Genomic DNA, 25,385 nt, shown 5'->3' with positions numbered 1-25,385 from the left:
AACATCGGAGCAGCGTATGCCGGCTGAGATGACCGTGGAGCTGGTCTCCGTGGAGCGCCGGCTGTGGTCGGGCAATGCACGCTTCGTGATCGCTCGCACCACCGTCGGCGAGGTCGGGATCCTCCCCGGCCACCAGCCGATGCTGGCCCAGCTGGAGGAGGCCGGGACCGTCCGCATCGACGGGACCGACGGCGCGAAGAACACCATCGCGGTGCACGGCGGGTTCCTGTCGGTGTCGGCCGAGCGGGTGTCGATCCTGGCCGAGTTCGCCGAGCACGCCGGGGAGATCGACGTGGAGCGCGCCCGCCGGGCGTTGGACCGCGCCGACGACTCCGACGACGGCAAGGCGGCGAAGGCACGGGCCGAGGCCCGCCTGCGGGCGGCCGAGGCCCGCTAGACCGGGGACCGGCACGGCAGTGGATCTCATCGCGGCGATCGTCGGAGTTCTGCTGCTGTGCCTGGTCGTCCCTCTGGCCTGGCTCGCCGTACGGCGGGTACGACTGATGCGGAACGGCGGCGTGGACCTGTGTCTGCGCCGCCGTTTCGCCGTCACGGACTGGCACTTCGGGGTCGGCCGCTACGAGGGCGAGCGGTTCGCCTGGTACCGGCTCACGAGCTTCCGGATCGGCCCCACCGTGGTGCTGGACCGGGCCGCGCTGGACATCGTCGACCGCAGGCCCCCGCACCGCTCCGAGGAGTTCGCGATCCCGATGGCGGTCGAGGTGCTGCGCTGCCGGGGCCGGGACGCCGGCGGCCGGGCCATCGACGTCGAGCTCGCGATGTCCCGGGACGTCCGTACCGGTTTTCTGGCCTGGCTGGAGTCCACGCCGCCGGGCCGCAGCCACTACAGCCAGGCCTCGTAGGACCACGCTGGAGCCCCCGCTCCGGTGGGGCGCCTGTCGGAGTGCGGGTGGGTCAGGCCGGGCCGGCGTCGGGCGCGCCGTGCGGGCCGCCCGGCTGCCACAGCACGTCGCCCTGCGGGTTCGCGACGCGGCCCAGGATGAACAGCAGGTCCGAGAGCCGGTTCAGGTACCGCGCGGTCAGCGGGTTGGTGCGCTCCGGGTCGGCCTCCAGCAGCACCCACACCGACCGCTCCGCCCGCCGGGTCACGGTCCGGGCGACGTGCAGGTACGCGGCACCGGGCGTCCCACCGGGCAGGATGAACGAGTTGAGCTTCGGCAGCTCGGGGTTGAACTCGTCGCACCACGCCTCGAGGCGGGTGACGTAGCCCTCGGTGACCCGCAGCGGCGGGTACTCCGGCTCGGGCACGATCGGCGCGCACAGGTCCGCGCCGACGTCGAACAGGTCGTTCTGGATCTGCCGCAGCGGGTCGACCACCCGCTCGTCCAGCCCGCCGACGGTCACCGCCACGCCGATCGCGGCGTTCGCCTCGTCGGTGTCGGCGTACGCGGCCAGCCGCGGGTCGGTCTTGCGGACCCGGCTGAAGTCGCCCAGGGCCGTCGTGCCGTCGTCGCCGGTCTTCGTGTAGATCCGGGTGAGGTGAACCGCCACCCCGACAGGCTAGTGCCTCGGCCCGGCACGACGACCAGGCGGCAGGCTGCGCCGGACGGCGTACCGGGCCGTGGCACGTCGGGGTGTGGCCGGGCCACGATCTCCGTCCCGTTACCGTTCCTGGCGTGGTGGAGCATTTCGCGGTCCGCGGCGGGGCCCGGCTGAGCGGGTCCGTCGACGTCGTCGGGGCGAAGAACAGCGTGCTCAAGCTGATGGCGGCGGCGTTGCTGGCCGAGGGCCGGACGACGCTGACCAACTGCCCCGAGATCCTGGACGTGCCGCTCATGGCCGACGTCCTGCGCAGCCTGGGCTGCACGGTGGCCATCGAGGGGTCGACCGTGCACATCGACGTGCCGGCGCACCCCGGCGCCGAGGCCGACTACCGCTCGGTGTCGAAGCTGCGGGCATCGGTGTGCGTGCTCGGCCCGCTGGTCGCCCGGTGCCGGCGGGCGGTCGTCCCGCTGCCCGGTGGTGACGCCATCGGCTCCCGGCCGCTGGACATGCACCAGAACGGGCTGCGCAAGCTCGGTGCGACGACCGACATCGTGCACGGCAGCGTCACCGCGACGGCGGGTGACCTGCACGGCGCGCAGCTGTGGCTGGACTTCCCCAGCGTGGGCGCGACCGAGAACATCCTGATGGCGGCCGTGCTCGCCGAGGGGACGACCGTCATCGACAACGCCGCCCGCGAGCCGGAGATCGTCGATCTCTGCGTGATGCTGCAGCAGATGGGCGCCAAGCTCGAGGGTGTCGGCTCGTCGACGCTGACGGTGCACGGCGTCGCCGGCCTGCAGCCGACCACGCACCGCGTGATCGGCGACCGGATCGTGGGGGCCACCTGGGCGTTCGCCGCCGCGATGACCCGCGGCGAGGTCACGGTGCGCGGCGTCGACCCGCACCACATCGACCTGGTGCTGGACAAGCTGCGCAGCGCGGGCGCCGGGATCACCGTCGGGGACCAGGAGTTCTCGGTCGCCATGGACGGGCGGCCGCAGGCGGTCGATTTCGTCACGCTGCCCTACCCGGGCTTCGCGACCGACCTGCAGCCGATGGCGATCGCGCTGTCCGCGGTCGCCGAGGGCACCTCGATGATCACCGAGAACGTGTTCGAGGCCCGGTTCCGGTTCGTCGACGAGATGGTCCGGCTCGGCGCCGACGCCCGCACCGACGGGCACCACGCCGTCGTCCGGGGGCGGCCGGAGCTCTCCAGCGCCCCGGTGTGGGCCAGCGACATCCGGGCCGGGGCCGGGCTGGTGCTGGCCGGGCTGTGCGCGCAGGGCACCACCGAGGTGTGGGACGTCGCGCACATCGACCGCGGCTACCCGCGCTTCGTGGAGAACCTGTCCGCGCTGGGCGCGGACATCCGGCGGGTCGCGGGCGAGCCGGAGCGGTAGCGGCCGGCCCGGTGGCGCTGCCGCCGCCACCCGGTCGTGGCAGGCTCACCACCGGAGAGCGGAGGAGGCCGGCCATGGTGAGCACCCCCGACGCGGAGGACGTGCACCGGGCCGGTCGTACGGCGGACCGGGGCGCGCGGGCCGCGGCACGCTCGGCGCCGGTGCGGGTCGCCGCGCGGGTCGGCATCGCCGCCTACGGGGTGCTGCACCTGCTGATCGGTTGGCTGGCCGTGCAGGTCGCCCTGGGATCGGGGGCCCCGGCGGACCAGAACGGAGCGTTCACCGCGATCGCCGCCGAGCCGATGGGCCGGGTCCTGCTCTGGGTGGTGGTGGCCGGGTTCGCCGCGGTCGTGCTGTGGCGCGCCCTGGTGGCGGTCCGCGGTGTCGGCGTGGTGGGCAGCCGCGGGTTCCGGATCTGGAAGCGGATCGCCTCCGCCGGGCTCGCGGTGGTCTACGCCGCGCTCGGGGCCGCCGCCGCGACGACGGCGGTCCAGGGGCGCACCTCGTCCGGGGGCAGCCGGGCGGCCGCCGGAGTGCTGGGGCTGCCGGGCGGTCCGGTGTTGATCGCCGTGGTGGGGGTCGTCGTACTGGCCGTCGGCGGGAACATGATCAGGAACGGCTGGCGGAAGCAGTTCACCGAGGACCAGGACCTCTTCGCGGCGAGCCTGCGGACCCGCCGGCTCAACGCCCGTACCGGGCAGGTGGGCTTCATCGCCAAGGGGGTCGCGATCGGCGTGGTGGGCGTGCTGCTGGTGAGTGCGGCGCTGACCTACGACCCGCAGCGGGCGAACGGGCTGGACGCGGCGCTGAAGACGCTGCGTGAGCAGCCCTACGGGGTGGTCCTGCTGCTCGCGGTGGGGCTCGGGATCGCCTGCTACGGCCTGTTCTGCTTCTTCGACGCCCGGTACCACCGGGTGTCCTGACCCGGTTCAGCCCGGCGGGTGGTCGCGGCCGAGCACGGCCGTGGCGCCGGGGACGTCGCGCGGGAAGACCAGCAGGGCGTAGCCGCCGTCGTCGGCGGGGGACACGGTCGAGCGGATCCCCTCGGAGCGCAGCCGCTCGCGCAGCGTCGCGGCGGCGTCGGCGTCCGGCCGCCGGGCGACCTCGGTGAGCAGCCCGGTCGCGACCGGGTCGTCGGGGTCCTCGGTGGGCAGCAGCAGGTTCTTGTGGTGACCGAAGGTCCAACGCAACAGCAGGCAGATCACGACCAGGGCCACGAGCATGCCGACGATCGTGCCCAGACGGGGGACGAGGTCGAACGCCACCGGCCGATGGTCGCATCCCCGGGACGGTCCCGCTGGGTTCGCGGGTCCTGGCCGGCCGGCGGGGTGAACCGATCCAGCGCTTGATATGTCGCGCAGATCGCGTAGTTTTCCGCGCAGGAGGGTGTGACGAGGGGCGACTCGACGCCCGCCGTGCCCTACTCGCCAGTAGAATCTGGACCGGCTGTGCCGACGACGACGCGGAGGTGTCCGGTGCCGTACCCGACCGATCGTGAGCGCGACCGCCCGTGGGTGATCCGGACCTACGCCGGGCACTCGTCGGCGGAGAAGACCAACGAGCTCTACCGGCGCAACCTCGCCAAGGGCCAGACCGGCCTCTCGGTCGCCTTCGACCTGCCCACCCAGACCGGGTACGACCCGGACGACGAGCTCGCCAAGGGCGAGGTCGGCAAGGTCGGCGTGCCGATCAGCCACATCGGTGACATGCGGGCGCTGTTCGAGGGCATCCCGGTCGCCGAGGCCAACACCTCCATGACGATCAACGCCCCGGCGATGTGGCTGCTGGCGCTCTACGTCGCCGTCGCCGAGGAGCAGGCGCAGGACCAGGGGCTCGACTACGCCGACGTGCGGAGGAAGCTCGCCGGCACCACCCAGAACGACATCGTCAAGGAGTACCTGTCCCGGGGCACCTACGTGTTCCCGCCCGGGCCCAGCCTGCGGCTGATCACCGACATGGTCGCCTGGTCGGTCTCGGAGATCCCCAAGTGGAACCCGATCAACATCTGCAGCTACCACCTGCAGGAGGCCGGGGCGACCCCGCAGCAGGAGCTGGCGTACGCGCTGTCCACCGCGATCGCGGTGCTCGACTCCGTCCGCGACTCCGGCCAGGTCCCGCCGGAGAAGTTCGGCGACGTCGTCGGCCGCATCTCGTTCTTCGTCAATGCCGGCATCCGGTTCGTCGAGGAGATGTGCAAGATGCGGGCACTGGCCCGGCTCTGGGACGAGATCACCCGCGAGCGCTACGGCGTCGAGAACCCCAAGCAGCGACGCCTGCGCTACGGCGTCCAGGTCAACTCGCTGGGGCTGACCGAGGCCCAGCCCGAGAACAACGTCCAGCGGATCGTGCTGGAGATGCTGGCCGTCACGCTCTCCAAGGACGCGCGGGCACGCGCCGTGCAGCTGCCGGCCTGGAACGAGGCCCTCGGCCTGCCGCGGCCGTGGGACCAGCAGTGGGCACTGCGGATGCAGCAGGTGCTGGCCTACGAGACCGACCTGCTCGAGTACGAGGACATCTTCGACGGTTCGCGGGTCGTCGAGGCGAAGGTGACCGAGCTCGTCGACGGCGCCCGCGCCGAGATCGACCGCGTGCAGGAGATGGGCGGCGCGGTCGCGGCCGTCGAGAGCGGCTACATGAAGGGCGAGCTCGTCAGCTCGCTGGCCGCGCGGCGCCGCAGGCTGGAGTCCGGCGACGAGGTCGTCGTCGGCGTCAACAAGTTCGAGACCACCGAGCGCAGCCCGCTGCAGGCCGAGGGCGCCGAGGCGATCTTCACCGTCGACCCGGAGACCGAGCGGGCCGCGGTCGAGGCGATCAGGAGGTGGCGTGCGGAACGCGACCAGGCCGCCGTCGACGAGGCGCTGCGCGCGCTGCGGGACGCGGCCAAGACCGACCGGAACCTCGTGCAGGTCTCGATCGACTGCGCGAAGGCGGGCGTGACCACCGGCGAGTGGGCCGGCGCGCTGCGCGAGGTGTTCGGCGAGTTCCGGGCCCCGACCGGGGTGTCCGCGGCGACCGCGTCCGGCGAGGGTGCCGCCGAGATCGCCGACGTCCGCGCGCGGGTCCGGGACACCGGCGACGAGCTCGGCCAGCGGCTGCGGCTGCTGGTCGGCAAGCCCGGCCTCGACGGGCACTCCAACGGCGCCGAGCAGGTCGCCGTCCGGGCCCGGGACGTCGGGTTCGAGGTCGTCTACCAGGGCATCCGGCTGACGCCGTCGCAGATCGTGGCGGCGGCGGTGCAGGAGGGCGTGCACGCCGTCGGGCTGTCGGTGCTGTCCGGGTCGCACCTGGAGGTCGTGCCGGCCGTCGTGCAGGGCCTGCGGGACGCCGGCGCGGGGGAGATCCCGGTCGTGGTCGGCGGGATCATCCCGCCGGAGGACGAGAAGCGGCTGCGCGAGGGTGGGGTCGCCGCGGTGTTCACGCCGAAGAACTTCCGGCTGACCGAGATGATGGACGAGATCGTCACGCTGATCCGGCAGGCCCAGGGTCTCTCCTGAGCCCGCGCCCCCGCCCGGTCTCACACTCATGGAGCTTCAGTCCTGTGCCACGGGACTGAAGCTCCATGAGTGGGGGTGCTGGCGGCTAGGGTGCTGGGGGAGCGGCGGGTCAGGCCTCGTCCCTCTCGCCGCGGCGGCTCAGCAGCTTGAAGCCGGGGATCCCGACGATCGCCTGCCGGACCTCCTTCAGCACGTCCAGCAGCTCGTGGACGTCCGGGCCGACCCGGTCCAGCGTGGCCAGGATCGGCATGATGTCGTTCTCCATGTGCTCGGTGAACACCGGGAGCTGGTCCACGAGCTTGATCGCGGCGTGCACCTCGGTCTCGGAGAGCTCGTCGACGAACCGGGTGGCCAGCGGCGCTGCCCGGTGCGCGAGCGGGCCGTAGACGTCGAGCAGCCGGCCGGCCTGGTCGCTGGTGCCCGCGGCCTGGTCGACGACCTCGCCGGCCCGGGCTGCGACCCGGTTCGCCGCGTCGACGACGCCGGTCGCGTCCCCGGTCACCTGCTCCACCTGCGCGATCAGGTGCCCGGCGCGGTCGCTGACACCGGTGACCGTGCGGACCAGGCCCTCGGCCTCACCGGCAACCGTCGTGACGGTGCGGACCAGGCCGTCCGCGTCCTCGGCGACCCCCGAGACTCGGGTGATCAGGCTGCCGGCGTCGTCGGCGACCCCGGAGACGCGGGTGATCAGGCCGGTGGCGTCGTCGGCTACTCCCGAGACCCGCGTGACGAGGTCGGCTGCCCGGTCGGCCACCGGCCGCACCTGCCCGACCACCTCGGTCGCCTCCGCGGCGACCCCTTCCACGGTCCCGATCAGGACGTCCGCGCGGGCGACGACGCCGTCCACCCGGTCCAGCAGGTCCTCCGCGCGGGAGGCGATCGTGGCGATCCGCCCGACCAGCGACCCGGCCTCGTCGATCAGCTCACCGGCGCGGGCCGGCAGTGCCACGACCGATCCGGCGAGCTCACCGGTCCGGTCGAGGACACCGGCCGCCCCGGTGAGCAGCTCGGACGGACCGGGGACCGGGAAGCCGGCGATGCGCAGCACCATGGGCGGATCCTCGCATCCCGCGCCCGCCGGGGCGGTCAGGACTCGGGGGTGCGGGCGCAGAGCTCGTCGATCGTGAGGTCGCGCGGCGGCAGGTTGTGCTCGGTGAACCCGAACGGCCGGGCGATCTCCAGCCAGCGTCCGGACTCCTGCAGCGCGGTCAGGCCGCGGTCGAACTCGGCGCGGAACGCTGCGTCGCCCGGCCGGAACGCGAACGCGCCGGCTCCGGCGACCCGGCGCCCGCCGACCTCGGGCGTGAACCCGGCGGTGACCTCCAGGCCTATGCCGGCGTTGCGCCGGACCTCGTCGAGCAGCGCGATCCGGGTCAGCGCGCCGACCTGGGCCTCACCCGCGGCCACCCCGCGCACGAGCGCGCCCTGCGAGTCGAACGTGACGATCCTGTCCGCCGGGATGTGCGCGGCGTACGCGAACTCCTGCTCGGCCGATCCGCGGAGCACCCCGAGCGTCGCACCGGCCCGCCGGACCCCGGCCAGGGTGGCCACGCCGAGCGGGTTCCCGGCCGGGACGAGCAGCGCGGTGCTGGCGACGTAGTCCGGCCGGGAGAAGGCGACCTGCTGGCAGCGCAGCGGGGTCACGGTGAGCCCGACCGCGATGACGTCGAACTGGCCGTCGAGCAGGTCGGGGATGAGCTGGTCGAACGCGACCTGGACGGCGATCAGCCCGCCGCCGCCGATCTCGGCGACGACGGCGCGGGCCACCTCGGGGCTCTCCCCGGTCGGCCGGCCCGACCCGTCGGTGTAGCCGAACGGGCGCTCCCCGGAGAGCCCGACGACGACGTCCCCGCCGCTGCGCAACCGGGCCAGCGGATCGGACGACTCACGGCCGCAGCCGCCGGCCAGCGCGGCACCGCCCAGCGCCAGCGCGGCGCCGAGCAGTCCCCGCCTGCTCAGTCGGCCCGGATCCCCCATGGTCCGGCCGAGCCTAGGGGATCTCCTAGTCGGGCCACTGCGCGGCGCGCTTCTCCAGGAACGCGGCCATGCCCTCGCGGGCGCCGCCGGACTGCGACATCGAGGTCATGACCTCGGAGGCGATGGCGTAGGCGTCGGCCTCGGGGCGGTCGAGCTGCGCGTAGAGGGTCTGCTTGCCGACCGCCTTGGACAGCCGGCTGCCGCGGGTGGCGCGGGCGAGCAGCTCGTCGACCCGGGCGTCCAGCTCGGCGTCCGGGACGGCGTAGTTGACCAGGCCCCACTCGGCGGCCGTGACCGCGGCGATCGGGTCGCCGGTGAGCGCCAGCTCCATGAGCCGCTTGCGGCCGACGTTGCGGGCCACCGGGACGGCCGGGGTGTGGCAGAACCAGCCGCCCTTGCCGCCGGGCAGGGCGAACGTCGCCGACTCGGCGGCGACGGCCAGGTCGCAGGACGCGACGAGCTGGCAGCCGGCCGCCCAGGCGGTGGCGTGCACCCGGGCGACGACCACCTGCGGGACCTCCTGCACGGTCCGCATCACCGTGGTGCAGAGGCGGAGCAGGTCGCGGACGCGGGCGAGGTCGCGGCCGGCGACGTCGCCGAAGTCGTGGCCGGACGAGAACGCCTTGCCCTCACCGGCGAGCACGATGCCGGTCGCGTCGCTGCGGCCCGCGGACTCGAAGGCGTCCAGCAGCTCGCGCAGGTGTTCCTCGGTCAGCGAGTTCCGGCGTGCGGGCCGGTTCATCGTGATCCGGACCGTGTCGCCGTCCTGCTTGACCAGCAGATGCTCGTAGTCGGACATGGCTCGACGGTATCTCGACAGCGCCCCGGGCGGGAGCTACTCTGACCGCATGACCGGATCCGTCAATCCAGTCACAGCGGCGCCGCCGGCCGGGGACACCGCGCGGATGGAGCGGGTGCTCGACGCGGCGGGTGAGCTGCTCGTCCGCCAGGGCTACCGGCGGGTGACGATCGAGGACGTCGCGCGCCGGGCCGGGGTGGGCAAGGGGACCGTCTACCTGCACGTCCGCACCAAGGACGCGCTGTTCCTGACCGTCCTGCTGCGCGCGCAGCGACGGATGCTGGCCGACCTGGCCGACCGGATCCTCGCCGAGCCCGCGGTCGCGCTGCCCTGGCGGATGTCACGGCTGATGTACGAGCGGATGCTCGGCGACGACGTCGCCCGGGTGCTGTACCTCGGCGACGTCGAGGTGCTGGGCCGGCTCGTCCACGAGGCGGCGGAGACGCTCGGCGAGCTCGCCGCGCAGCGCAACGACGTGTCCCGCCGCTACCTCCGGCTGCTGCGCGAGGCGGGGCTGGTCGCCGACGACCTGGACGTCGACGAGCAGGTGCACAGCTGGGCCGCGGTCACCTACGGGTTCTTCGTGCTGGGCGGCCTGCCGCAGTCCGGGACGTTCGTGCCCGCGGACAGCGGCCGCCGCGGCGAGCTGATCGAGCACGCCGTCCGCCGCCTGCTGGCGGGCCCGGCCCCCGAGTCCGGCGCCGCGCGGGTCGCGGCGGAGGTGGCCGCGCTGTACCGGCCGTTGATCGACCACATCGACACCGAATGGCGCCGCCGCGTCCGGTGATCCCGGCCGCGACGCGCCACCACCACGAGGGGGAGCAACGCCATGAGCACGCCGACCGAGGTGCAGGACCTGACGGCACCGGAGTTCACCGCCGACCCCTACACGGGGTTCGCCCGGCTGCGCGAGCAGGCGCCGGTCACGCACGTGACGATGCTGGGCTCGCCGCCGGTCGTGCTGGTCACCCGGTACGACGACGTCCGGACCGTGCTCACCGACCCGCGGTTCGTCAACGACCCCGAGCTCGCGGGCGGGCCGGGCGTGCGGGAGCTGATCCTGCAGAAGCTCGGGCTGGACGACGACCTGGCCGGCTACCTGATCCGGAACATCCTCACCACCGACGGCGCGGAGCACACCCGGCTGCGCAAGCTCGTGTCCCGCGCGTTCACCGTGAAGCGGGTGCAGGCGCTCCGCCCCCGGGTCGAGGAGATCACCGCGCGGCTGCTCGACGACATCGCCGCGGCCGGGCGGGTCGACCTCGTCGAGGCGTTCTCCTACCCGCTGCCGATCACCGTCATCTGCGAGCTCGTCGGCGTGCCCGAGGCCCAGCGGCCGCAGTGGCACGAGTGGGGCCGGGTGCTGACCAGCCGGGACCCCGAACGGATGTCCGGGGTCCTGCGCGCGGCCGTCGACCACACGCACGCGCTGATCGACGCCCGCCGCGCGGAACCGGCCGACGACCTGGTCAGCGCGCTGATCGCCGCGCAGGAGGAGGACGGCGACCGGCTCTCCGACCGCGAGATGGTCACGATGATCTTCGCGTTGGTGATCGCCGGTCACGAGACGACCGCGCACCTGATCTCGAACGGCGTGCTGGCCCTGCTGACCCACCCCGACCAGCTCGCCGTGCTGCGGGCCGAGCCGCACCGCTGGCCGCAGGCGGTGAACGAGCTGATGCGGACGCGCGGGCCGGTCCAGTTCACCCAGTTCCGGTACCCGGTCGAGGACGTGGAGCTGGGCGGGGTCCCGATCCCGGCCGGCACCCCGGTGACCGCCGGGCTGCTCGCGGCCAACCACGACCCGCGGGCCTACGAGCGGCCCGACGAGCTCGACGTCCGCCGGGAGACCGGGCGCGGCGAGGGGCACCTCGGGTTCGGGCAGGGCGCGCACTACTGCCTGGGCGCGGCGCTGGCCCGGCAGGAGGGCGAGGTGGCCCTGCGGATGCTGTTCGAGCGGTTCGGTGACCTCGCCCTCGCGGTCCCGGCCCGGGAGATCCCGTGGATGGTGCAGCCGGGATTCAGCCGGGTCGCGGAACTGCCGGTCCGCACGTCCTGAGGTTCAGGTCCGCGCGGCCGCCCGCAGGGCACGGGTACCCAGGAGCTCGAGCGTCGACTCCGGCGGCAGCGGGTGGAACGGGCCGCCACGCACGTCGCGGTAGGCCCGTTCCAGCGCCGAGCCGCGATGGAACGCGGGCCCGCCGACGATCTCCATCGCCCCGTCGACGGCGGCCCGGGCCTCCAGCACGGCCTGCCGCTTGGCGGTCATCACGGTCGCCAGCGTCGCCTCGTCGAGCGGTGGGTACTCGCCGACCTCGGCGACGGCACCGTGCAGCGCCCAGCGCGCCCCGCGGACCCGTGCGGTGACCTCCCCGAGCCGGCGCACCGCGGAGGCCGGCGGATCGGTCCGGGCGGCCAGCAGCCGCCCGGTCTCGGCGAGCGCACCCCGCGCGACCCCGAGGTAGGCCGCCGCGGCGACCGGCGCGAAGTGGATCGCGGCCGCCAGCAGGGGGCCGGACAGCTCGCCGTAGGGCCGCGTGCCGACGACGCCCCCGCGGGCACGAACACGCCGTCGAGCACGACGTCGTGGCTGGCGGTGCCCGCATGCCGAGCGTGTCCCAGGTCTCGACGACCGTGACGCCGGGCGCGGTCATCGGCACCCCGGCGTGCAGGACGGTGGCCCCCGGCCCCGGTGGGCCGAGCACCGCCGAGGTCGACAGCGCACCGGCGACCGGGGCCTGGCTGCAGAACGTCTTCCGGCCGTCGAACCGGTACCCGCCCTCGACCTCGGTCGCGACGGTGGTGGGCCGGACCCAGTCCGAGCCCCCGCTGGTGGCGAGGATCAGGCCGTCCTCGGCCACCCGGCGCAGTACCCGCTCCGCGTCGGGTGCCCCGCCCCGCCACCGGCGCCGCTGCAGCAGCGTCAGGTACAGGTGCATCGCGGCGGACAGCGCGGCCGCGCCGGACCAGCTGCCCAGCTCCTCCTCGGCGAGCAGCACCTGGCGGGTGTCCGCGCCGAGCCCGCCGAGCTCGGCCGGGACCGCGAGCCGCAGGTACCCGCGGGTCGTCATTTCTGCGTATGCCTCGGTGACGAACGTGGCGTCCCGGTCGTGCTGCTCCTCGAACGGAGCAGCGGCCTGCCCGACCGCCGTGGCCAGGGCGGACACGGCGTCGTCGGTGATCGTGGTGGGTGCCCATGTGGTGGTCATGGAGCTCAGCGTGGGGCGGCCGCGCGGGCTCGCCCAGTTCTGAAAATGAACCGCCGGGAGCATCCTTCGGGGCATGACACGCTACGGGCAGTACTGTCCGATCACCCGGGCGATCGAGCTGCTCGGCGACCGGTGGACGTTCCTCGTGATCCGGGACCTGCTCGTGGGCGCGACCCGGTTCAACGAGCTCGCCCGTGGCCTGCCGGGATGTCGCGGGCGTTGCTGTCCAAGCGGCTCGACCACCTGGAGCGGCACGGCCTGATCGTGCGTTCCGAGGGCCGGTACCTGCCGACACCGGCCTGCGAGGAGCTCCGCCCGATGCTGTTCGGGCTGGCCGAATGGGGTGCGCGGTGGGCGTTCGGGGAGCCGCGCCCGGACGAGCTGGACCCGGTCGTGCTGATGTGGTGGATCTGCGGCGGCATCGACCCGGCTCCGTTCGGGGGTCGGCGGGTGGTGGTGCACGTGCGGGTGCCGGACGCGCGGCGCACCCGGTTCTGGTTCGTGGTCGAGCCGCACGACGTCTCGTTGTGCTTCACCGACCCCGGCTACGAGGTCGACGCGACGATCGAGTCGCCGCTCGGCGTGCTCTACCAGGTCTGGGAGGGAATGCTGGAGCTGCTGGCGGCCGCCCGGGACGGGCGGCTCACGCTCACCGGTCGTCGAGAGGTGCTCGTCCGGTTGCCGGCGTCGCTCCGGTTGAGCCCGGTGACCCCGTACGTGCGCCGGGGCCGGGCAGGTCTGCCGGCGTGAGCTCGTCGCCGGACGGGTCGGTGCCGGACGGCGCGGTGACCACGACCGTCGTGCCCGAGCCGGGCAGCGAGCGGACCTCCAGCGTCCCGCCGATCAGCTCGGCGCGCTCGCGCATCGAGGTCATGCCGTACCCGTCGCCCGAGGTGGCGAACCCCGCGCCGTCGTCGCCGATCTCCAGCCGGACACCGGTGTCGCCCCACGCCAGCCGCAGCAGCACCCGGCCGGCGCCGGCGTGCTTGTGCACGTTCTGCAGCGCCTCCTGGGCGATCCGGTACAGCGCCACCTCGACGTGGTCGGCGAGCCGCCGCTCGTCGAGGTCGAGCCGGACGTCCACCTCGGGGACGTCGCGGGCCAGCCCGGCCAGCGCGCCGGCCAGGCCGAGGTCGTCGAGCACCGGTGGGCGCAGCGCGCCGATCGCCGCCCGCGCCTCGTCCAGGGTGGTGCCGACCAGCTCGGAGGCGCGCGCGAGCTGGGTGCGCGCCTCGCCGGCCTCGCCCTGCGACAGCAGGGTGCCGGCCGCGTCCAGGTGGAACGACAGCGTGACCAGCCGCTGCGAGATGCCGTCGTGGATGTCGCGGGCGAGCCGGCGCCGCTCGGTCTCCTGCGCGGCGACGGTCTGCTCGGCGAACCGCTCGTGCACCCGCTCCCTGGCCTCCAGCCGCCGGTGCATCCGGGCCTGGTGCAGCGCCGCCGCCAGCAGCCGGCCGATCGCCAGCAGCAGCCGCACGTCCCGGTCACCGAACTCGCGCCGCTGCACGGTGTGCACGTTCAGCACCCCGGCCAGGCCGTACGGCTCCGAGAGCATCGGCACCGACACCATCGAGGTGTAGTCCTCCCCGCGCAGCTCCGGGATCGGCAGGTAGCGCGGGTCGGAGGTCTTGTCGTCCTGGATGACGGCGGGGGTGCGCTGGGCGGCCACCCAGCCGCTCACCCCGTGGCCGAGCGGCAGGTGCACGGTGCCGACCAGCGCGTCGAACGGCGGGGTCGCACCGGCCAGGGTGAGCGCGGTGTCGGTGTCGTCGAGGACGTGCACGAAGCAGACGTCGGTGGCGGTCGCCTCGGTGATCACCCGGGCGACGGCGGCGGCCAGCGGCTCCACCCCGGGGCCGGATGCGGTGGCCTCGATGATGTCGAGCAGGACGGCGTTCTCCCGCTCCGGGTCGCCGAGCCCGAGGCCGCGGCCGGCCGTCACGGCAACCACCTGGTCACGGCGGGCCGCAGCGGTGAGGCCGGAATCATGGCGCCCACGATAGAGGCGGCCGCCACCGGTGTCCCGTCCCTCGGTCAGCGCCGGGCGTCGTGCAGGCGCAGCAGGGTGTACGCGGCGAGGCTCTGCGCATCGGTGAGCTCGCCGCGCAGCGCCATCTCCTCGAACTCGGCGGGTGTGAACCAGGCGGCCCGCATGTCCTGTTCCTGGTGCTCGCGCTGCGGCGGCCCGGCGGTCAGCCCGGTCGCCAGGTAGACGTGGCCGCGCTGGCTGGACATGCCGGGGGCGACGTCCAGGGTGCCGAGCATCGTCCACGTCGTCGCCAGCAGGCCGGTCTCCTCGACGAGCTCGCGGACCGCCAGCTCGGCCGGGTCCTGGTCGTCCCGGTCCGGCGCCGTGCCGGCCGGGAACTCCCAGCGGCGCTCGCCGACCGGGTAGCGGAACTGCTCGACGAGGTGCAGCCGTCCCGCATCGTCGCGCGGGACGACCAGCGCGTAGGTCGGCTTGTCGACGACGCCGTAGATCCCCTCGGTGCCGTCCGGGCGGCGGATGCGGTCCTCCCGGACGGTCATCCAGCTGTTCGCGTAGACCAGGCGGGTGGCGGTCTGCTCGATCACCCGCCCAGCCTGGCGCAGCACCGCTCACCCGCCCCACCCGGCCCGCCGCCGTCGCCTTACAGTGAGCCGGGTGCGTCTCGTCATCGCCCGCTGCCAGGTGGACTACGTCGGACGGCTGACCGCCCACCTCCCCATGGCCCCCCGGTTGCTGCTGGTCAAGGCGGACGGCTCGGTGAGCGTGCACGCCGACGACCGCGCCTACAAGCCGCTGAACTGGATGTCGCCGCCGTGCTGGCTCACCGAGGAGTCCGGGGTGTGGACGGTGCGCAACAAGGCCGACGAGTCGCTCGTGATCACCATCGACGAGGTGCTGCACGACTCGTCCCACGAGCTCGGCGTCGACCCCGGCCTGGTCAAGGACGGCGTCGAGGCGCACCTGCAGGAGCTGCTCGCCGCGCACCCGGAGACCTTCGGCGACGGCTGGACGCTGGTCCGCCGCGAGTACATGACGGCCGTCGGCCCGGTCGACCTGCTGTGCCGTGACGCCGACGGCGGGCACGTCGCGGTCGAGGTGAAGCGCCGCGGCGAGATCGACGGCGTCGAGCAGCTCACCCGCTACCTCGAGCTCATGAACCGCGACCCGCTGCTCGCCCCGGTCCAGGGCGTGTTCGCCGCGCAGCAGATCCGGCCGCAGGCCCGGACCCTGGCGACCGACCGGGGGATCCGCTGCGTCGCCGTGGACTACGACGCGCTGCGCGGGATGCAGCGCGACGACCTGCTGCTGTTCTGATTCGCCGGCCGCAGGTCTCCGGGCCACGACACGCCCTAATTCGGATTGCGGTCCGGTAACGACTATGCCGCCACGATCGAGTGCCCCCTAGGTTCTGCTGCCTACCGGCATGCCGTGCAGGACACCGGCAAGGAGGCCCTCATGTCCGATGGTGGTTACACCCGGCGGCAGTTCTTCCGGCGTGTCGCGGTGGCCGGGGCGGTGGCGCTCGGCGGGCCCGCGGTGCTCTCGGCCTGCACCCAGACCGGCGGGGGCGGGGGCCAGGGCGGCACGCTGGCCGCCGCCCGGGAGGCCGGGACGATCAAGATCGGTATCGCGAACGAGGCCCCCTACGGGTTCACCGACCCGAGCGGGCGGGTGACCGGGGAGTCGGTCGAGGTCGGGCGCGCGGTGCTGCAGGCACTGGGTGTCCCCGAGGTCCAGGCGACGCCCGTCGACTTCGGCTCGCTGATCCCGGCGCTGAACGCCCGCCAGTTCGACCTGGTCACCGCCGGCATGTTCATCAACCCCGAGCGCTGCCGCAACGCGGCGTTCTCGATCCCGGACTACACCGCGCCCACCGCGTTCCTCGTGCCCCGGGGCAACCCGCAGCGCGTGGCGACCTTCGACGACGTCCGGACGAAGCGGCTGCGCCTGGCGGTGCTCAGCGGCGCGGTCGAGCAGGGGTACGCCACCGACAGCGGGGTGCCCGAGGCCCAGATCCAGGTGCTGGACGCGCAGAACTCGCTGCTGCAGGCGGTGACCGCGGGCCGGGCCGACGCCGCCGCGCTGACCAACATCTCGCTGAACGACGTGGTGAAGAAGAACCCGGGCGCCGCGGTCGAGGTCACGCCGGGCTTCTTCCCCGTGATCAACGGCGAGGAGACGATCTCGGCCGGCGCGTTCGTGTTCCGCCACGGCGAGGACGAGTTCCGGAACGCCTTCAACGGCGAGCTCCGCAAGCTGCACGAGAGCGGGCGGTGGCTGCAGCTGGCCGGCCCGTTCGGCTTCACCGAGGAGAACCTGCCGGGGCCGGAGGTCACCACCGAGCGGCTCTGCGCGGCCTGACCGCGGGCGACGCTCGTGCTGGACAACCTGCCGACGATCCTCGCCGTCCTGGCCGAGGGACTCCCGCAGACGGTGGTGGCCACCGTCGGCGGGATCGTGCTGACCATCGTGCTCGCGGTGGTCGCGGGATTGATGCTGCTCGCGCCGCAGCGGTGGGTGCGGGTGCTGTCCCGGATCTACGTGGAGGGCTTCCGCGGCACGTCCGAGGTGGTCCAGATGTTCTGGATCTACTTCGTGCTGCCGGTGCTGGTGGGTTACCAGCTCGTCCCGCTGTGGGCCGGCGTGATCGTGCTCGGGCTCAACCACGGCGCGTACGGGGCGGAGGTCGTGCGCGGTGCGGTCCAGTCGGTGCCCCGCGCGCAGTACGAGGCCGCGATCGCGCTCGGCCTCGGACCGGTCCAGCGGATGCGCCGGGTGATCCTGCCGCAGGCCGTGGTGGAGGCGCTGCCGCCGATGAACAACCTCTTCATCCAGCTGCTGAAGTCCAGCGCGATCCTCTCCCTGATCACCGTCGAGGAGGTGACCCGGCAGGCCCGTGACGTGCTCATCCCGGCGTTCGGCCAGGACACCCTGCTCATCTTCGGGATCGTGTTCCTGATCTACCTGCTGCTCGCGGCGCTGATCACGGCCGGGATGCGGTTCGCGGAACGGGTGGCCGCGGCCCGCGTCGGACGCACGGTCGGGCGGCAGCGGCCGGTGCTGCCGGCCGGAGTGGGCGGGGGTTCGTGATGCCGCTCTGGGACTGGGGCTTCGCGATCGAGATCCTGCCGGTGCTGCTGGGCGGGCTGGTCACCACGGTCGAGATCACCCTGCTCGGGTCGGTGCTGGCCCTGGTGCTCGGCCTGGTCATCGCCGTCCTGCGGCGGGCCCGGATCCCGGTGCTCGACCAGCTGCTGTGGGCGTTCGTCGAGGTGGTCCGCTCGACGCCGCTGCTGGTGCAGGTGTTCTTCCTGTTCTTCGTGCTGCCCGGGTTCGGGATCACGCTGGGCGCGTTCACGGTCGGGGTGCTCGCGCTCGGGGTGCACTACGCCACCTACACCTCGGAGGTGTACCGGGCCGGGATCGATGCGGTGCCGCGCGGGCAGTGGGAGGCGGCGACCGCGCTGAACCTGCCGCGCAGCCGGGTGTGGACGGCGGTGATCCTGCCGCAGGCGGTGCCGCGGGTGCTGCCGGCGCTGGGCAACTACGTGATCTCGATGTTCAAGGAGGTCCCGATGCTGCTGGCGATCGGCGTCGTGGAGCTGGTCAACGCCGGGCGGCAGGTCGGGTCGGAGACGTTCCGGTACGTCGAGCCCTACACCCTGGCCGGGCTGTTCTTCCTGCTGCTGAGCTACCCGGCGTCCATGCTGGTCCGACGACTGGAGCGGAACCGTGTCGGCACCTGACCCGATGATCGTCTTCGATCACGTCGAGAAGCGGTTCGGCAACACCGTGGTGTGCGACCGGCTGGACTTCACGGTCGCACCGGGCGAGCACGTCACGCTCATCGGGCCGTCGGGATCCGGGAAGACCACGATCCTGCGGCTGCTCATGACCCTCGAACGGGTCGACGCCGGGACGATCACGGTGGCCGGGCGGTGCCTGACGCACCGCGAACAGGGCGGCGTCCTGGTGCCCGCGGACGAGCGTCACCTGCGGGATGTCCGCAAGCCCATCGGGATGGTGTTCCAGCAGTTCAACCTGTTCCCGAACATGACCGTGCGGGGCAACCTGACCGAGGCCCCGATCCGGGTGCTGGGGCTGTCCCGGTCCGAGGCCGACGCCCGCGCCGAGGAGCTGCTGGACCTGGTCGGGCTGTCCGGGAAGATCGACGAGCACCCGACCCGGCTGTCCGGCGGCCAGCAGCAGCGGGTCGCGATCGCCCGGGCGCTGGCCATGCGCCCGCAGGTGCTGCTGCTCGACGAGGTCACCTCGGCCCTGGACCCGGAGCTGGTCGCCGGCGTGCTGGCCGTCCTGCGGCAGATCGGTGCGGCCACCGACATCACGATCCTCTGCGTCACCCACGAGATGGGCTTCGCGCGGGACTTCGCGCACCGGGTGATGATGTTCGACAGCGGCCGGATCGTGGAGCAGGGGCCCCCGGAGCAGCTGTTCAACGACCCGCACGAGCAACGCACCCGGGAGTTCCTGCGCGCGGTGCTCGGCCGCGGCTGAGGCCCGGCCCCACCGGGCCAGCGCGGGCACGACCGGACCCGGCCGGTGCGTTTACGCTGATCACGTGAGTGCCACCGCTGCCGACTCCGCGACCACGACGCCCGCCCCGGACGAGTTCGCCTCGCTGTCCCCGCGGACCGGTGCCGAGCTCGCCCGCTACCCGGTGCACGACGGCGAGCACGTCCGCGCCGCCGTCCGCGCCGCGGCCGAGGCCGCCGCCTGGTGGGACGGCCTCGGGTTCGCCGGCCGGCGCAGCCGCCTCGCTGCGTGGAAGAAGGTGCTGGTCGCCCAGCTGGACCGGGTGGCGCGGGTGGTGGCCGACGAGACCGGGAAGCCGTTCGACGACGCGCGGCTCGAGGTCGTCCTCGCGATCGACCACCTGGACTGGGCCGCGGGCAACGCGCAGAAGGTGCTCGGGAAGCGCTCGGTCTCGCCGGGGCTGCTCATGGCCAACCAGGCGGCGTCGGTCGCGTACCGGCCGCTCGGGGTCGTGGGCGTCATCGGGCCGTGGAACTACCCGGTCTTCACGCCGATGGGCTCGATCGCGTACGCGCTCGCGGCCGGCAACACCGTCGTGTTCAAGCCCTCCGAGCTGACTCCCGGGGTCGGGCACGAGCTCGCCCGGACCCTCGCCGAGGCCGTGCCGGAGGTCGGCCGGTACCCGCTGCTGACCGTCGTCACCGGGTTCGGGCCGACCGGCGCCGAGCTGTGCCGGGCCCCGGGGATCGGCAAGATCGCCTTCACCGGGTCGGCCGCCACCGGGCGGCGGGTGATGGCCGCGTGCGCGGAGAACCTGGTGCCGGTGCTGATGGAGTGCGGCGGCAAGGACCCGCTGATCGTCGACGCCGACGCCGACCTGGACGCCGCCGCGGACGCCGCCGTCTGGGGCGGCATGTCCAACGCCGGCCAGACCTGCGTGGGCGTCGAGCGGGTCTACGTCGTCGACGCGGTCGCCGGGCGATTCCTCGAGAAGGTGCGCGCGACCGCGGCGAAGCTCCGGACCGGGACGGCCGCGAACGAGGGCGACCTCGGGCCGATGACGATGCCGTCGCAGACCGACATCGTGCGCCGGCACGTCGGCGACGCCCTGTCGTCCGGCGGGCGGGCGATCGTCGGCGGCGCCGACTCGGTGCGCGACGACGGCCGGATCGACCCGGTGGTGATCGCGGACGTCCCCGAGGAGTCGGTCGCCGTCACCGAGGAGACGTTCGCCCCGCTGCTGGTCGTGAACCGGGTCCCGGACGTCGACGAGGCGGTCCGCCGGGCCAACGCCACCGGCTACGGCCTCGGCGCCACGGTGTTCTCCGCGAAGCGCGGCGAGGAGATCGCCGAGCGGCTGCGCTGCGGGATGGTGTCGATCAACGGCGTGATCTCGTTCGCCGGGATCCCGGCGCTGCCGTTCGGCGGTGTGGGCGAGTCCGGTTTCGGCCGGATCCACGGTGCCGACGGGCTCCGCGAGTTCACCCGGGCCCAGTCGATCGCCCGGCAGCGGTTCGCGATGCCGATCGTGGTGACGAGCTTCCGGCGGACGGCGAAGACCATGCAGGCGCTGCTCGGGATCGTGAAGGTGCGGCACGGCCGCCTGTGAGTGGTTAGCAGCGTCACGGCCCTCCGAACCACTCACGGGTGGGGATCGGATGGCAGGATCGCGCGCGAGACAGTGACGTCGAACCAGGAGGTTCCAGCGTGGCACGCGAGTTCCGGACGGTCGGAGTGCTCGGCCTCGGCACGATGGGGGCGGGGATCGTGGAGGTCTTCGCCCGCAACGGTCTCGAAGTGATCGCCGTCGAGATCGACGAGGCCGCGGGGGAGCGGGGCCGCGCGCACCTGGCCGCCTCCACCGGCCGTGCGGTCGAGCGGGGCAAGCTCACCCAGGAACAGGCCGACGAGCTGCTGGGCCGCATCACGATCACCACGTCGCTGTCCGAGCTGGCCCCGGCCCAGCTCGTCGTCGAGGCGATCCCGGAGAGCCTGGAGGCGAAGGCGGAGGCGTTCGCCGCGGTCGACGAGGTGGTCGCCGAGGACGCGATCCTCTGCACCAACACCTCGTCGCTGTCGGTGACCGAGCTGGCCGTGCGCACCACGCGTCCCGGCAAGGTCGTCGGGATGCACTTCTTCAACCCGGCGCCGGTGCAGAAGCTGGTCGAGGTGGTGCGCACCGTCGTCACCGAGCCGGACGTGATCGACGACGTGCAGGCGTTCGCCGACTCGCTGGGCAAGGTCCCGGTCGTCATCGGCGACCGGGCCGGGTTCATCGCGAACGCGCTGCTGTTCGGCTACCTCAACCACGCCGCGCGGATGTACGCCGAGCGCTACGCCAGCCGCGAGGACATCGACGCCGGCATGCGCTACGGCTGCGGCTACCCGATGGGCCCGCTGGCCCTGCTCGACCTGATCGGCCTGGACACCGCCTACGAGATCCTCGAGCAGATGTACCGGGAGTCGCGCAACCTGATGCACGCGCCGAACCCGGTGTTCAAGCAGATGATCAGCGCCGGGCTGCTCGGCCGGAAGAGCGGGCGCGGCTTCTACAGCTACGAGGCGCCGCACTCCTCGGCCGTGGTGCCGGACGGCGAGACGCCGTCGTCGGACGTCCCCGACGACGTCACGCTGCGGGAGGTCAACCGGGTCGGCGTCGTGGGCACCGGCACGATGGCGTCGGGCATCGTCGAGGTGTTCGCCAAGGCCGGGTACGACGTCGTCGTCCGCGGCCGCAGCGAGTCCAAGGTCGAGGGCTCGGTCGGGCAGGTGCGCCGGTCGCTGGACAAGGCGGTCGCCCGCGGGAAGCTCGAGGAGGCCGACCGCGACGCGATCATCGGCCGGATCACCGGCACCACCCGGCTCGAGGACATGGCCGACGTCGACCTGGTCGTCGAGGCCGTCGCCGAGGAGATCGACGTCAAGCGGGCGATGTTCGGCGCGCTCGACGAGATCTGCAAGCCGGGCGCGATCCTCGCGACCACGACGTCGTCGCTGCCGATCGTCGAGTGCGCCGCCGCCACCGGGCGGCCCGCCGACGTCGTGGGGATGCACTTCTTCAACCCGGCGCCGGTGATGAAGCTGGTCGAGGTCGTGTCGACCATCGGCACCTCGCGCGACGTCGCCGCCACCGTGGTGCAGGTGACCAAGAACCTGAAGAAGGTGCCGGTGCGCTGCGGTGACCGGGCCGGGTTCATCGTCAACGCGCTGCTGTTCCCGTACCTCAACGACGCGGTGAAGATGCTGCAGGCGCACTACGCGACCGCCGACGACATCGATGCGGCCATGAAGACCGGCTGCGCGCTGCCAATGGGGCCGTTCGAGCTGCTCGACGTGGTCGGCCTCGACGTGTCGCTGGCGATCCAGCGGTCGCTGTACTCGGAGTTCCGCCAGTCCGGCTTCGCGCCGGCGCCGCTGCTGGAGCACCTGGTGACGGCGGGCCGGCTGGGCCGCAAGACCGGGCACGGCTTCCGGGACTACACCCAGCGCTGACCCGCCCGGCGAGCGACGAGCGGATGGCCCGCGGACGCGCCAGACGGCCCCGCCCCACGGAACGGGGGCGGGGCCGCCCGGTCGCGCCGCCGCTCGGCAGCGGCATGATCACGTCCCGGGAGAGCGGGCGGGACGGCGAGTGGAACGTCCGCCGGGTCCCCGGCGGGTCGTCGGTGAAGGACTACCGCTGCCCGGGCTGCGACCAGGTCCTGCCAGCGGGCACGCCGCACGTGGTGGCGTGGCCGGCCGACGACACCGGCGGCGTCGAGGATCGCAGGCACTGGCACCTGCCCTGCTGGAACGCCCGCGACCGGCGCCGGCCCGGCTCCCGGCGGCGCTGACGGCGGGCGGCCCGCTCGGGTGGGCCGGCGTGGCCCGGCCGTCTGCCCGGGCGCGGCGCGGGAGGCCGGCCCGGGGTCAGCGGGCGTGCGAGCCCTGCTCGGCGTAGGCGTGGGAGCGGGGCGCGGGTGAGGGGCGCGCGGGGCGGTCCGCGGTCTGCCCGGTCGTGGCCTGGCCGGACCCGGCCGGATCGGGCTGCTCCGGGACGTCGGCCAGGGACGGCCCGGCCTCCAGGGCGGTGGCCTCGGTGTCGAGCAGCGCCCGGGTCGTGCGTAGCTGCTCGGCCACCTTGCTGCGCAGGTCGGTGAGCTGCTCGACGCGGAAGCGGGCCCGCGTGGTGGTCTCCTCGGCGTCCCGGCGGGCATCCGAGCGGAGCCGCTCGGCCTCGGAGCGCGCCTCGTCGAGGGCCTGCCGGACCTCCTCGTCGGTCTCCCGCCTGCGCCGGGTGATCTCGTCGGTCAGCCCGTCCCGTTCGGCGAACAGCGCGCTCAGCGCCTCGGCGCGACGCTGGTCCATCGCGATCCGGAAGTCGTGCTCGATCTGCTCGCGGTTCTCCCGGGCCTGGGCGTCCTCGCGGGTGAGCCGCTCGGTGACGACCCGTTCCTGCTCGGAGAGCTCGCGCAGGGTGTTCTCCCGCTGCTCGGCCAGCGAGCGCTCGGTGCTGTCGCGGAGCTCGGCGAGCTCGGTCTCGGTCCGTTCCCGCAGCTCGGCGAGCTCCCGTTCGATCCGGGCCTGTTTCTCGTCGAGGGCGCGGTCCCGCTCCTCGGCCTGCCGGTCCAGGTCGGCGCGGTGGGCCTCGGCGTCCGCGGTGAGCTGCTCGGCCCGCGCGCGGGCGTCGGCGATCACGGCGCGGGCGTGCTCCTCGCCCTGCCGGCGCTGCTCCGCGATCTCCCGGTCGGCCCGGGAGTGCATCTCGGCGACCTCGTCCTCGGCCAGGCGGAGCATCGAACGGAGCCGCTCGCTCATGCCCTGGACGCTCTGCGGGGGCCCGGCGAGCCGGTTCACCTGCTGCTGCAGGGCCTCGACGCGGGTCCGGGCGTCGTCCAGCTCGCGGCTCAGCCGGGTGTTCTGGGCGACGGCGGCGTCCCGGTCGGCGGCCAGCATCCGCACCTCGGCGTCGAGCCGGCGCAGGTGGCTGTCGACCTGCGCCTGGTCGTATCCGCGGCGCGCGATCGAGAAACCGGTCCGGGGTACGGGCACATCGTGGTCACCGGCCATGGCGTCACCGTACCGCCGAGCGCGTAGCGGGGCCGTGTGTTCCCGCGCCGAGGGTCACCAGCTTCACCCACCCCTGGACACGGGTCCGGTCGTGTGCAGCACGACCGGACCCGGCGTCGGTTCGCACGGCAGGTCAGACCCCGCGGAAGCGGTTGATCCCCTCGAGGTGCTTCTCCCGCTTCTCCGGGTTCGCCACGCCCAGACCCTCCTCGGGGGCCAGCGCCAGCACGCCGACCTTGCCCTGGTGGGTGTTCTTGTGGACGTCGTACGCGGCCTGGCCGGTCTCGGCGAGCGGGTACACCCGCGACAGCGTCGGGTGGATCATGCCCTTGGCGACGAGCCGGTTGGCCTCGAAGGCCTCCCGGTAGTTCGCGAAGTGCGAGCCGACGATCCGCTTGAGGTTCATCCACAGGTAGCGGTTGTCGAACTCGTGCATGTAGCCCGAGGTCGACGCGCAGGTGACGATCTGGCCGCCCTTGCGGGTGACGTAGATCGAGGCGCCGAAGGTCTCCCGGCCGGGGTGCTCGAAGACGATGTCCGGGTCCTCACCGCCGGTCAGCTCCCGGATCCGGGCCCCGAAGCGCTTCCACTCCTTGGGGTCCTGGGTCTGCGGGTCCTTCCAGAACTTGTAGCCCTCGGCGTTGCGGTCGATCACCAGCTCGGCGCCCATGTTCCGGCAGATCTGGGCCTTCTCCTCGGAGGAGACGACGCAGACCGGGGTGGCGCCCCCGTTCAGCGCGAACTGGGTGGCGTAGGAGCCGAGGCCGCCGGAGGCACCCCAGATCAGCACGACGTCGCCCTGCTTCATGTCGGCTCCGTTGCGCGACACCAGCTGGCGGTAGGCGGTCGAGTTGACCAGGCCGGGGGAGGCGGCCTCCTCCCAGGTGAGGTGGTCGGGCTTGGGCATGAGCTGGTTGGACTTCACCAGTGCCAGCTCGGCGAGGCCGCCGAAGTTCGTCTCGAAGCCCCAGATGCGCTGCTCCGGGTCCATCATCGTGTCGGAGTGCCCGTCCGGGCTCTCGAGCTCGACCGACAGGCAGTGCGCGACGACCTGGTCGCCCGCCTTCCAGGAGTTGACTCCCGGCCCGGTCCGCACGACCACGCCGGCGAGGTCCGAGCCGACCACGTGGTACGGCAGGTCGTGCCGGGCGGCCAGCGGGGAGAGCTTGCCGTAGCGCTTGAGGAAGTTGAACGTCGAGAGCGGCTCGAAGATCGACGTCCACACCGTGTTGTAGTTGATGGCGCTGGCCATCACGGCCACCAGCGCCTCGCCCGGGCCCAGCTCGGGGACCGGGACGTCCTCGACGCGCAGGCTCTTGCGCGGGTCCTTCTCCTGGGTGGGCAGACCCTCGAACATGTCGGCGTCCTCGGCCCGGACGGTGACGCCCTGGTAGGTCTCGGGCACCTCCAGGCCGCCGACGTCGGCGAACTGCCCGGCGAGGATGGCGTCGCGGATGTCCTTCACTG

At 73.4% G+C, this 25,385-nt stretch carries 27 protein-coding genes and 1 pseudogene; 17 read left to right on the top strand and 11 right to left on the bottom strand.

Translation table 11 applies throughout. The features are described 5' to 3' along the window. The first annotated feature begins 28 nt into the window (after window positions 1–28). Both H7X46_RS21420 and H7X46_RS21415 read left to right on the top strand, forming a co-directional pair. Window positions 29–397 (top strand): F0F1 ATP synthase subunit epsilon, encoded by a 369-nt coding sequence (locus tag H7X46_RS21420; RefSeq protein ID WP_186361103.1) that lies wholly within the window; start codon window positions 29–31, stop codon window positions 395–397. A gap of 19 nt (window positions 398–416) precedes the next feature. Beyond that, the gene (locus H7X46_RS21415) at window positions 417–863 is read left to right on the top strand and encodes a DUF2550 domain-containing protein (RefSeq protein WP_186361102.1); all 447 of its coding nucleotides are present in this window, start codon (window positions 417–419) and stop codon (window positions 861–863) included. Between the two features lie 52 nt (window positions 864–915). On the opposite strand, the gene H7X46_RS21410 is transcribed toward H7X46_RS21415, so the two are convergent. Then, entirely contained in the window at window positions 916–1,512 is a 597-nt protein-coding gene (locus H7X46_RS21410; RefSeq protein WP_186361101.1) for a cob(I)yrinic acid a,c-diamide adenosyltransferase, read from the bottom strand. A 125-nt stretch (window positions 1,513–1,637) separates the two neighbouring features. Here H7X46_RS21410 and murA point away from each other — a divergent pair, with 125 nt between their 5' ends. Then, entirely contained in the window at window positions 1,638–2,906 is a 1,269-nt protein-coding gene (murA, locus tag H7X46_RS21405) for a UDP-N-acetylglucosamine 1-carboxyvinyltransferase (protein ID WP_186361100.1), read from the top strand. A 74-nt stretch (window positions 2,907–2,980) separates the two neighbouring features. After that, on the top strand, window positions 2,981–3,829 hold the full coding sequence (locus H7X46_RS21400; RefSeq protein ID WP_186361099.1) for a DUF1206 domain-containing protein: 849 nt from the start codon (window positions 2,981–2,983) through the stop codon (window positions 3,827–3,829). A 6-nt stretch (window positions 3,830–3,835) separates the two neighbouring features. Here the strand turns inward: H7X46_RS21400 and H7X46_RS21395 are convergent, their stop codons facing one another. Continuing rightward, window positions 3,836–4,171, bottom strand: coding sequence for a hypothetical protein (locus tag H7X46_RS21395; RefSeq protein WP_186361098.1), 336 nt, complete (start codon window positions 4,169–4,171; stop codon window positions 3,836–3,838). Between the two features lie 210 nt (window positions 4,172–4,381). Here H7X46_RS21395 and H7X46_RS21390 point away from each other — a divergent pair, with 210 nt between their 5' ends. Beyond that, on the top strand, window positions 4,382–6,400 hold the full coding sequence (locus H7X46_RS21390) for a protein meaA (protein WP_186361097.1): 2,019 nt from the start codon (window positions 4,382–4,384) through the stop codon (window positions 6,398–6,400). A gap of 109 nt (window positions 6,401–6,509) precedes the next feature. Here H7X46_RS21390 and H7X46_RS21385 read toward each other — a convergent pair whose 3' ends face one another. The 3 genes from H7X46_RS21385 to H7X46_RS21375 are packed head-to-tail and all read right to left on the bottom strand — an operon-like array spanning window position 6,510 to window position 9,176. Continuing rightward, window positions 6,510–7,451, bottom strand: coding sequence for a hypothetical protein (locus H7X46_RS21385; RefSeq protein WP_186361096.1), 942 nt, complete (start codon window positions 7,449–7,451; stop codon window positions 6,510–6,512). Between the two features lie 35 nt (window positions 7,452–7,486). Further along, window positions 7,487–8,377 carry a transporter substrate-binding domain-containing protein gene (locus tag H7X46_RS21380; RefSeq protein ID WP_186361095.1) on the bottom strand — a complete coding sequence of 297 codons (891 nt, stop codon included), beginning with the start codon at window positions 8,375–8,377 and terminating at the stop codon, window positions 7,487–7,489. 25 nt (window positions 8,378–8,402) lie between these two features. Then, window positions 8,403–9,176: an enoyl-CoA hydratase-related protein gene (locus H7X46_RS21375; protein ID WP_186361094.1), complete on the bottom strand. Its 774-nt coding sequence runs from the start codon at window positions 9,174–9,176 to the stop codon at window positions 8,403–8,405. A 49-nt stretch (window positions 9,177–9,225) separates the two neighbouring features. Between H7X46_RS21375 and H7X46_RS21370 the strand changes: the two genes are divergently transcribed. Both H7X46_RS21370 and H7X46_RS21365 read left to right on the top strand, forming a co-directional pair. Beyond that, the gene (locus tag H7X46_RS21370) at window positions 9,226–9,963 is read left to right on the top strand and encodes a TetR/AcrR family transcriptional regulator (RefSeq protein ID WP_186361093.1); all 738 of its coding nucleotides are present in this window, start codon (window positions 9,226–9,228) and stop codon (window positions 9,961–9,963) included. A 42-nt stretch (window positions 9,964–10,005) separates the two neighbouring features. After that, complete coding sequence (locus H7X46_RS21365; RefSeq protein ID WP_186361092.1) at window positions 10,006–11,235, top strand: cytochrome P450; 1,230 nt, start codon at window positions 10,006–10,008, stop codon at window positions 11,233–11,235. A 3-nt stretch (window positions 11,236–11,238) separates the two neighbouring features. On the opposite strand, the gene H7X46_RS21360 is transcribed toward H7X46_RS21365, so the two are convergent. Beyond that, window positions 11,239–11,670, bottom strand: a complete 432-nt coding sequence (locus H7X46_RS21360; protein ID WP_370589079.1) for an acyl-CoA dehydrogenase family protein — start codon at window positions 11,668–11,670, stop codon at window positions 11,239–11,241. Between the two features lie 490 nt (window positions 11,671–12,160). After that, window positions 12,161–12,385, bottom strand: a pseudogene (locus H7X46_RS30865) (acyl-CoA dehydrogenase family protein); the annotation flags it as partial. 73 nt (window positions 12,386–12,458) lie between these two features. Here H7X46_RS30865 and H7X46_RS29135 point away from each other — a divergent pair. Then, window positions 12,459–12,647, top strand: coding sequence for a helix-turn-helix domain-containing protein (locus tag H7X46_RS29135; RefSeq protein ID WP_222131379.1), 189 nt, complete (start codon window positions 12,459–12,461; stop codon window positions 12,645–12,647). Then, window positions 12,593–13,135: a helix-turn-helix domain-containing protein gene (locus H7X46_RS21350; RefSeq protein ID WP_222131378.1), complete on the top strand. Its 543-nt coding sequence runs from the start codon at window positions 12,593–12,595 to the stop codon at window positions 13,133–13,135. The genes H7X46_RS29135 and H7X46_RS21350 overlap by 55 nt, the downstream gene beginning before the upstream one ends. On the opposite strand, the gene H7X46_RS21345 is transcribed toward H7X46_RS21350, so the two are convergent. Continuing rightward, window positions 13,035–14,327, bottom strand: coding sequence for a GAF domain-containing sensor histidine kinase (locus H7X46_RS21345; RefSeq protein WP_186361091.1), 1,293 nt, complete (start codon window positions 14,325–14,327; stop codon window positions 13,035–13,037). The two genes, H7X46_RS21350 and H7X46_RS21345, sit on opposite strands and share 101 nt — an antisense overlap. A 92-nt stretch (window positions 14,328–14,419) precedes the next feature. Then, on the bottom strand, window positions 14,420–14,956 hold the full coding sequence (locus tag H7X46_RS21340; RefSeq protein ID WP_370589078.1) for an NUDIX domain-containing protein: 537 nt from the start codon (window positions 14,954–14,956) through the stop codon (window positions 14,420–14,422). Window positions 14,957–15,029: 73 nt separating this feature from the next. Here H7X46_RS21340 and nucS point away from each other — a divergent pair, with 73 nt between their 5' ends. The 8 genes from nucS to H7X46_RS21300 all read left to right on the top strand — a co-directional run bounded on the left by nucS (window position 15,030) and on the right by H7X46_RS21300 (window position 22,702). Beyond that, entirely contained in the window at window positions 15,030–15,689 is a 660-nt protein-coding gene (gene nucS / locus H7X46_RS21335) for an endonuclease NucS (protein ID WP_186361090.1), read from the top strand. Between the two features lie 141 nt (window positions 15,690–15,830). Further along, entirely contained in the window at window positions 15,831–16,736 is a 906-nt protein-coding gene (ehuB, locus tag H7X46_RS21330) for an ectoine/hydroxyectoine ABC transporter substrate-binding protein EhuB (protein ID WP_186361089.1), read from the top strand. Between the two features lie 15 nt (window positions 16,737–16,751). Continuing rightward, complete coding sequence (gene ehuC / locus H7X46_RS21325; RefSeq protein WP_186361088.1) at window positions 16,752–17,465, top strand: ectoine/hydroxyectoine ABC transporter permease subunit EhuC; 714 nt, start codon at window positions 16,752–16,754, stop codon at window positions 17,463–17,465. Beyond that, the gene (gene ehuD, locus H7X46_RS21320) at window positions 17,465–18,121 is read left to right on the top strand and encodes an ectoine/hydroxyectoine ABC transporter permease subunit EhuD (RefSeq protein WP_186361087.1); all 657 of its coding nucleotides are present in this window, start codon (window positions 17,465–17,467) and stop codon (window positions 18,119–18,121) included. Before ehuC ends, ehuD begins: the two co-directional genes overlap by 1 nt. Window positions 18,122–18,125: 4 nt before the next feature. Further along, entirely contained in the window at window positions 18,126–18,890 is a 765-nt protein-coding gene (ehuA, locus tag H7X46_RS21315; protein WP_186362811.1) for an ectoine/hydroxyectoine ABC transporter ATP-binding protein EhuA, read from the top strand. A gap of 64 nt (window positions 18,891–18,954) precedes the next feature. Continuing rightward, complete coding sequence (locus H7X46_RS21310; protein ID WP_186361086.1) at window positions 18,955–20,478, top strand: aldehyde dehydrogenase family protein; 1,524 nt, start codon at window positions 18,955–18,957, stop codon at window positions 20,476–20,478. 98 nt (window positions 20,479–20,576) lie between these two features. After that, window positions 20,577–22,361: a 3-hydroxybutyryl-CoA dehydrogenase gene (locus H7X46_RS21305; protein WP_186361085.1), complete on the top strand. Its 1,785-nt coding sequence runs from the start codon at window positions 20,577–20,579 to the stop codon at window positions 22,359–22,361. A 104-nt stretch (window positions 22,362–22,465) separates the two neighbouring features. Further along, entirely contained in the window at window positions 22,466–22,702 is a 237-nt protein-coding gene (locus H7X46_RS21300) for a hypothetical protein (RefSeq protein ID WP_186361084.1), read from the top strand. Between the two features lie 76 nt (window positions 22,703–22,778). Here the strand turns inward: H7X46_RS21300 and H7X46_RS21295 are convergent, their stop codons facing one another. After that, window positions 22,779–23,918, bottom strand: a complete 1,140-nt coding sequence (locus tag H7X46_RS21295; RefSeq protein ID WP_186361083.1) for a hypothetical protein — start codon at window positions 23,916–23,918, stop codon at window positions 22,779–22,781. Window positions 23,919–24,051: 133 nt separating this feature from the next. Then, window positions 24,052–25,383: a crotonyl-CoA carboxylase/reductase gene (ccrA, locus tag H7X46_RS21290; RefSeq protein WP_186361082.1), complete on the bottom strand. Its 1,332-nt coding sequence runs from the start codon at window positions 25,381–25,383 to the stop codon at window positions 24,052–24,054. Window positions 25,384–25,385: the final 2 nt, after the last annotated feature.

This window comes from Pseudonocardia sp. C8 (assembly GCF_014267175.1).
Lineage (GTDB): Bacteria > Actinomycetota > Actinomycetes > Mycobacteriales > Pseudonocardiaceae > Pseudonocardia.
Note: the sequence above shows the minus strand (reverse complement) of the source record. Positions and strands in the feature narration are given on the sequence as shown.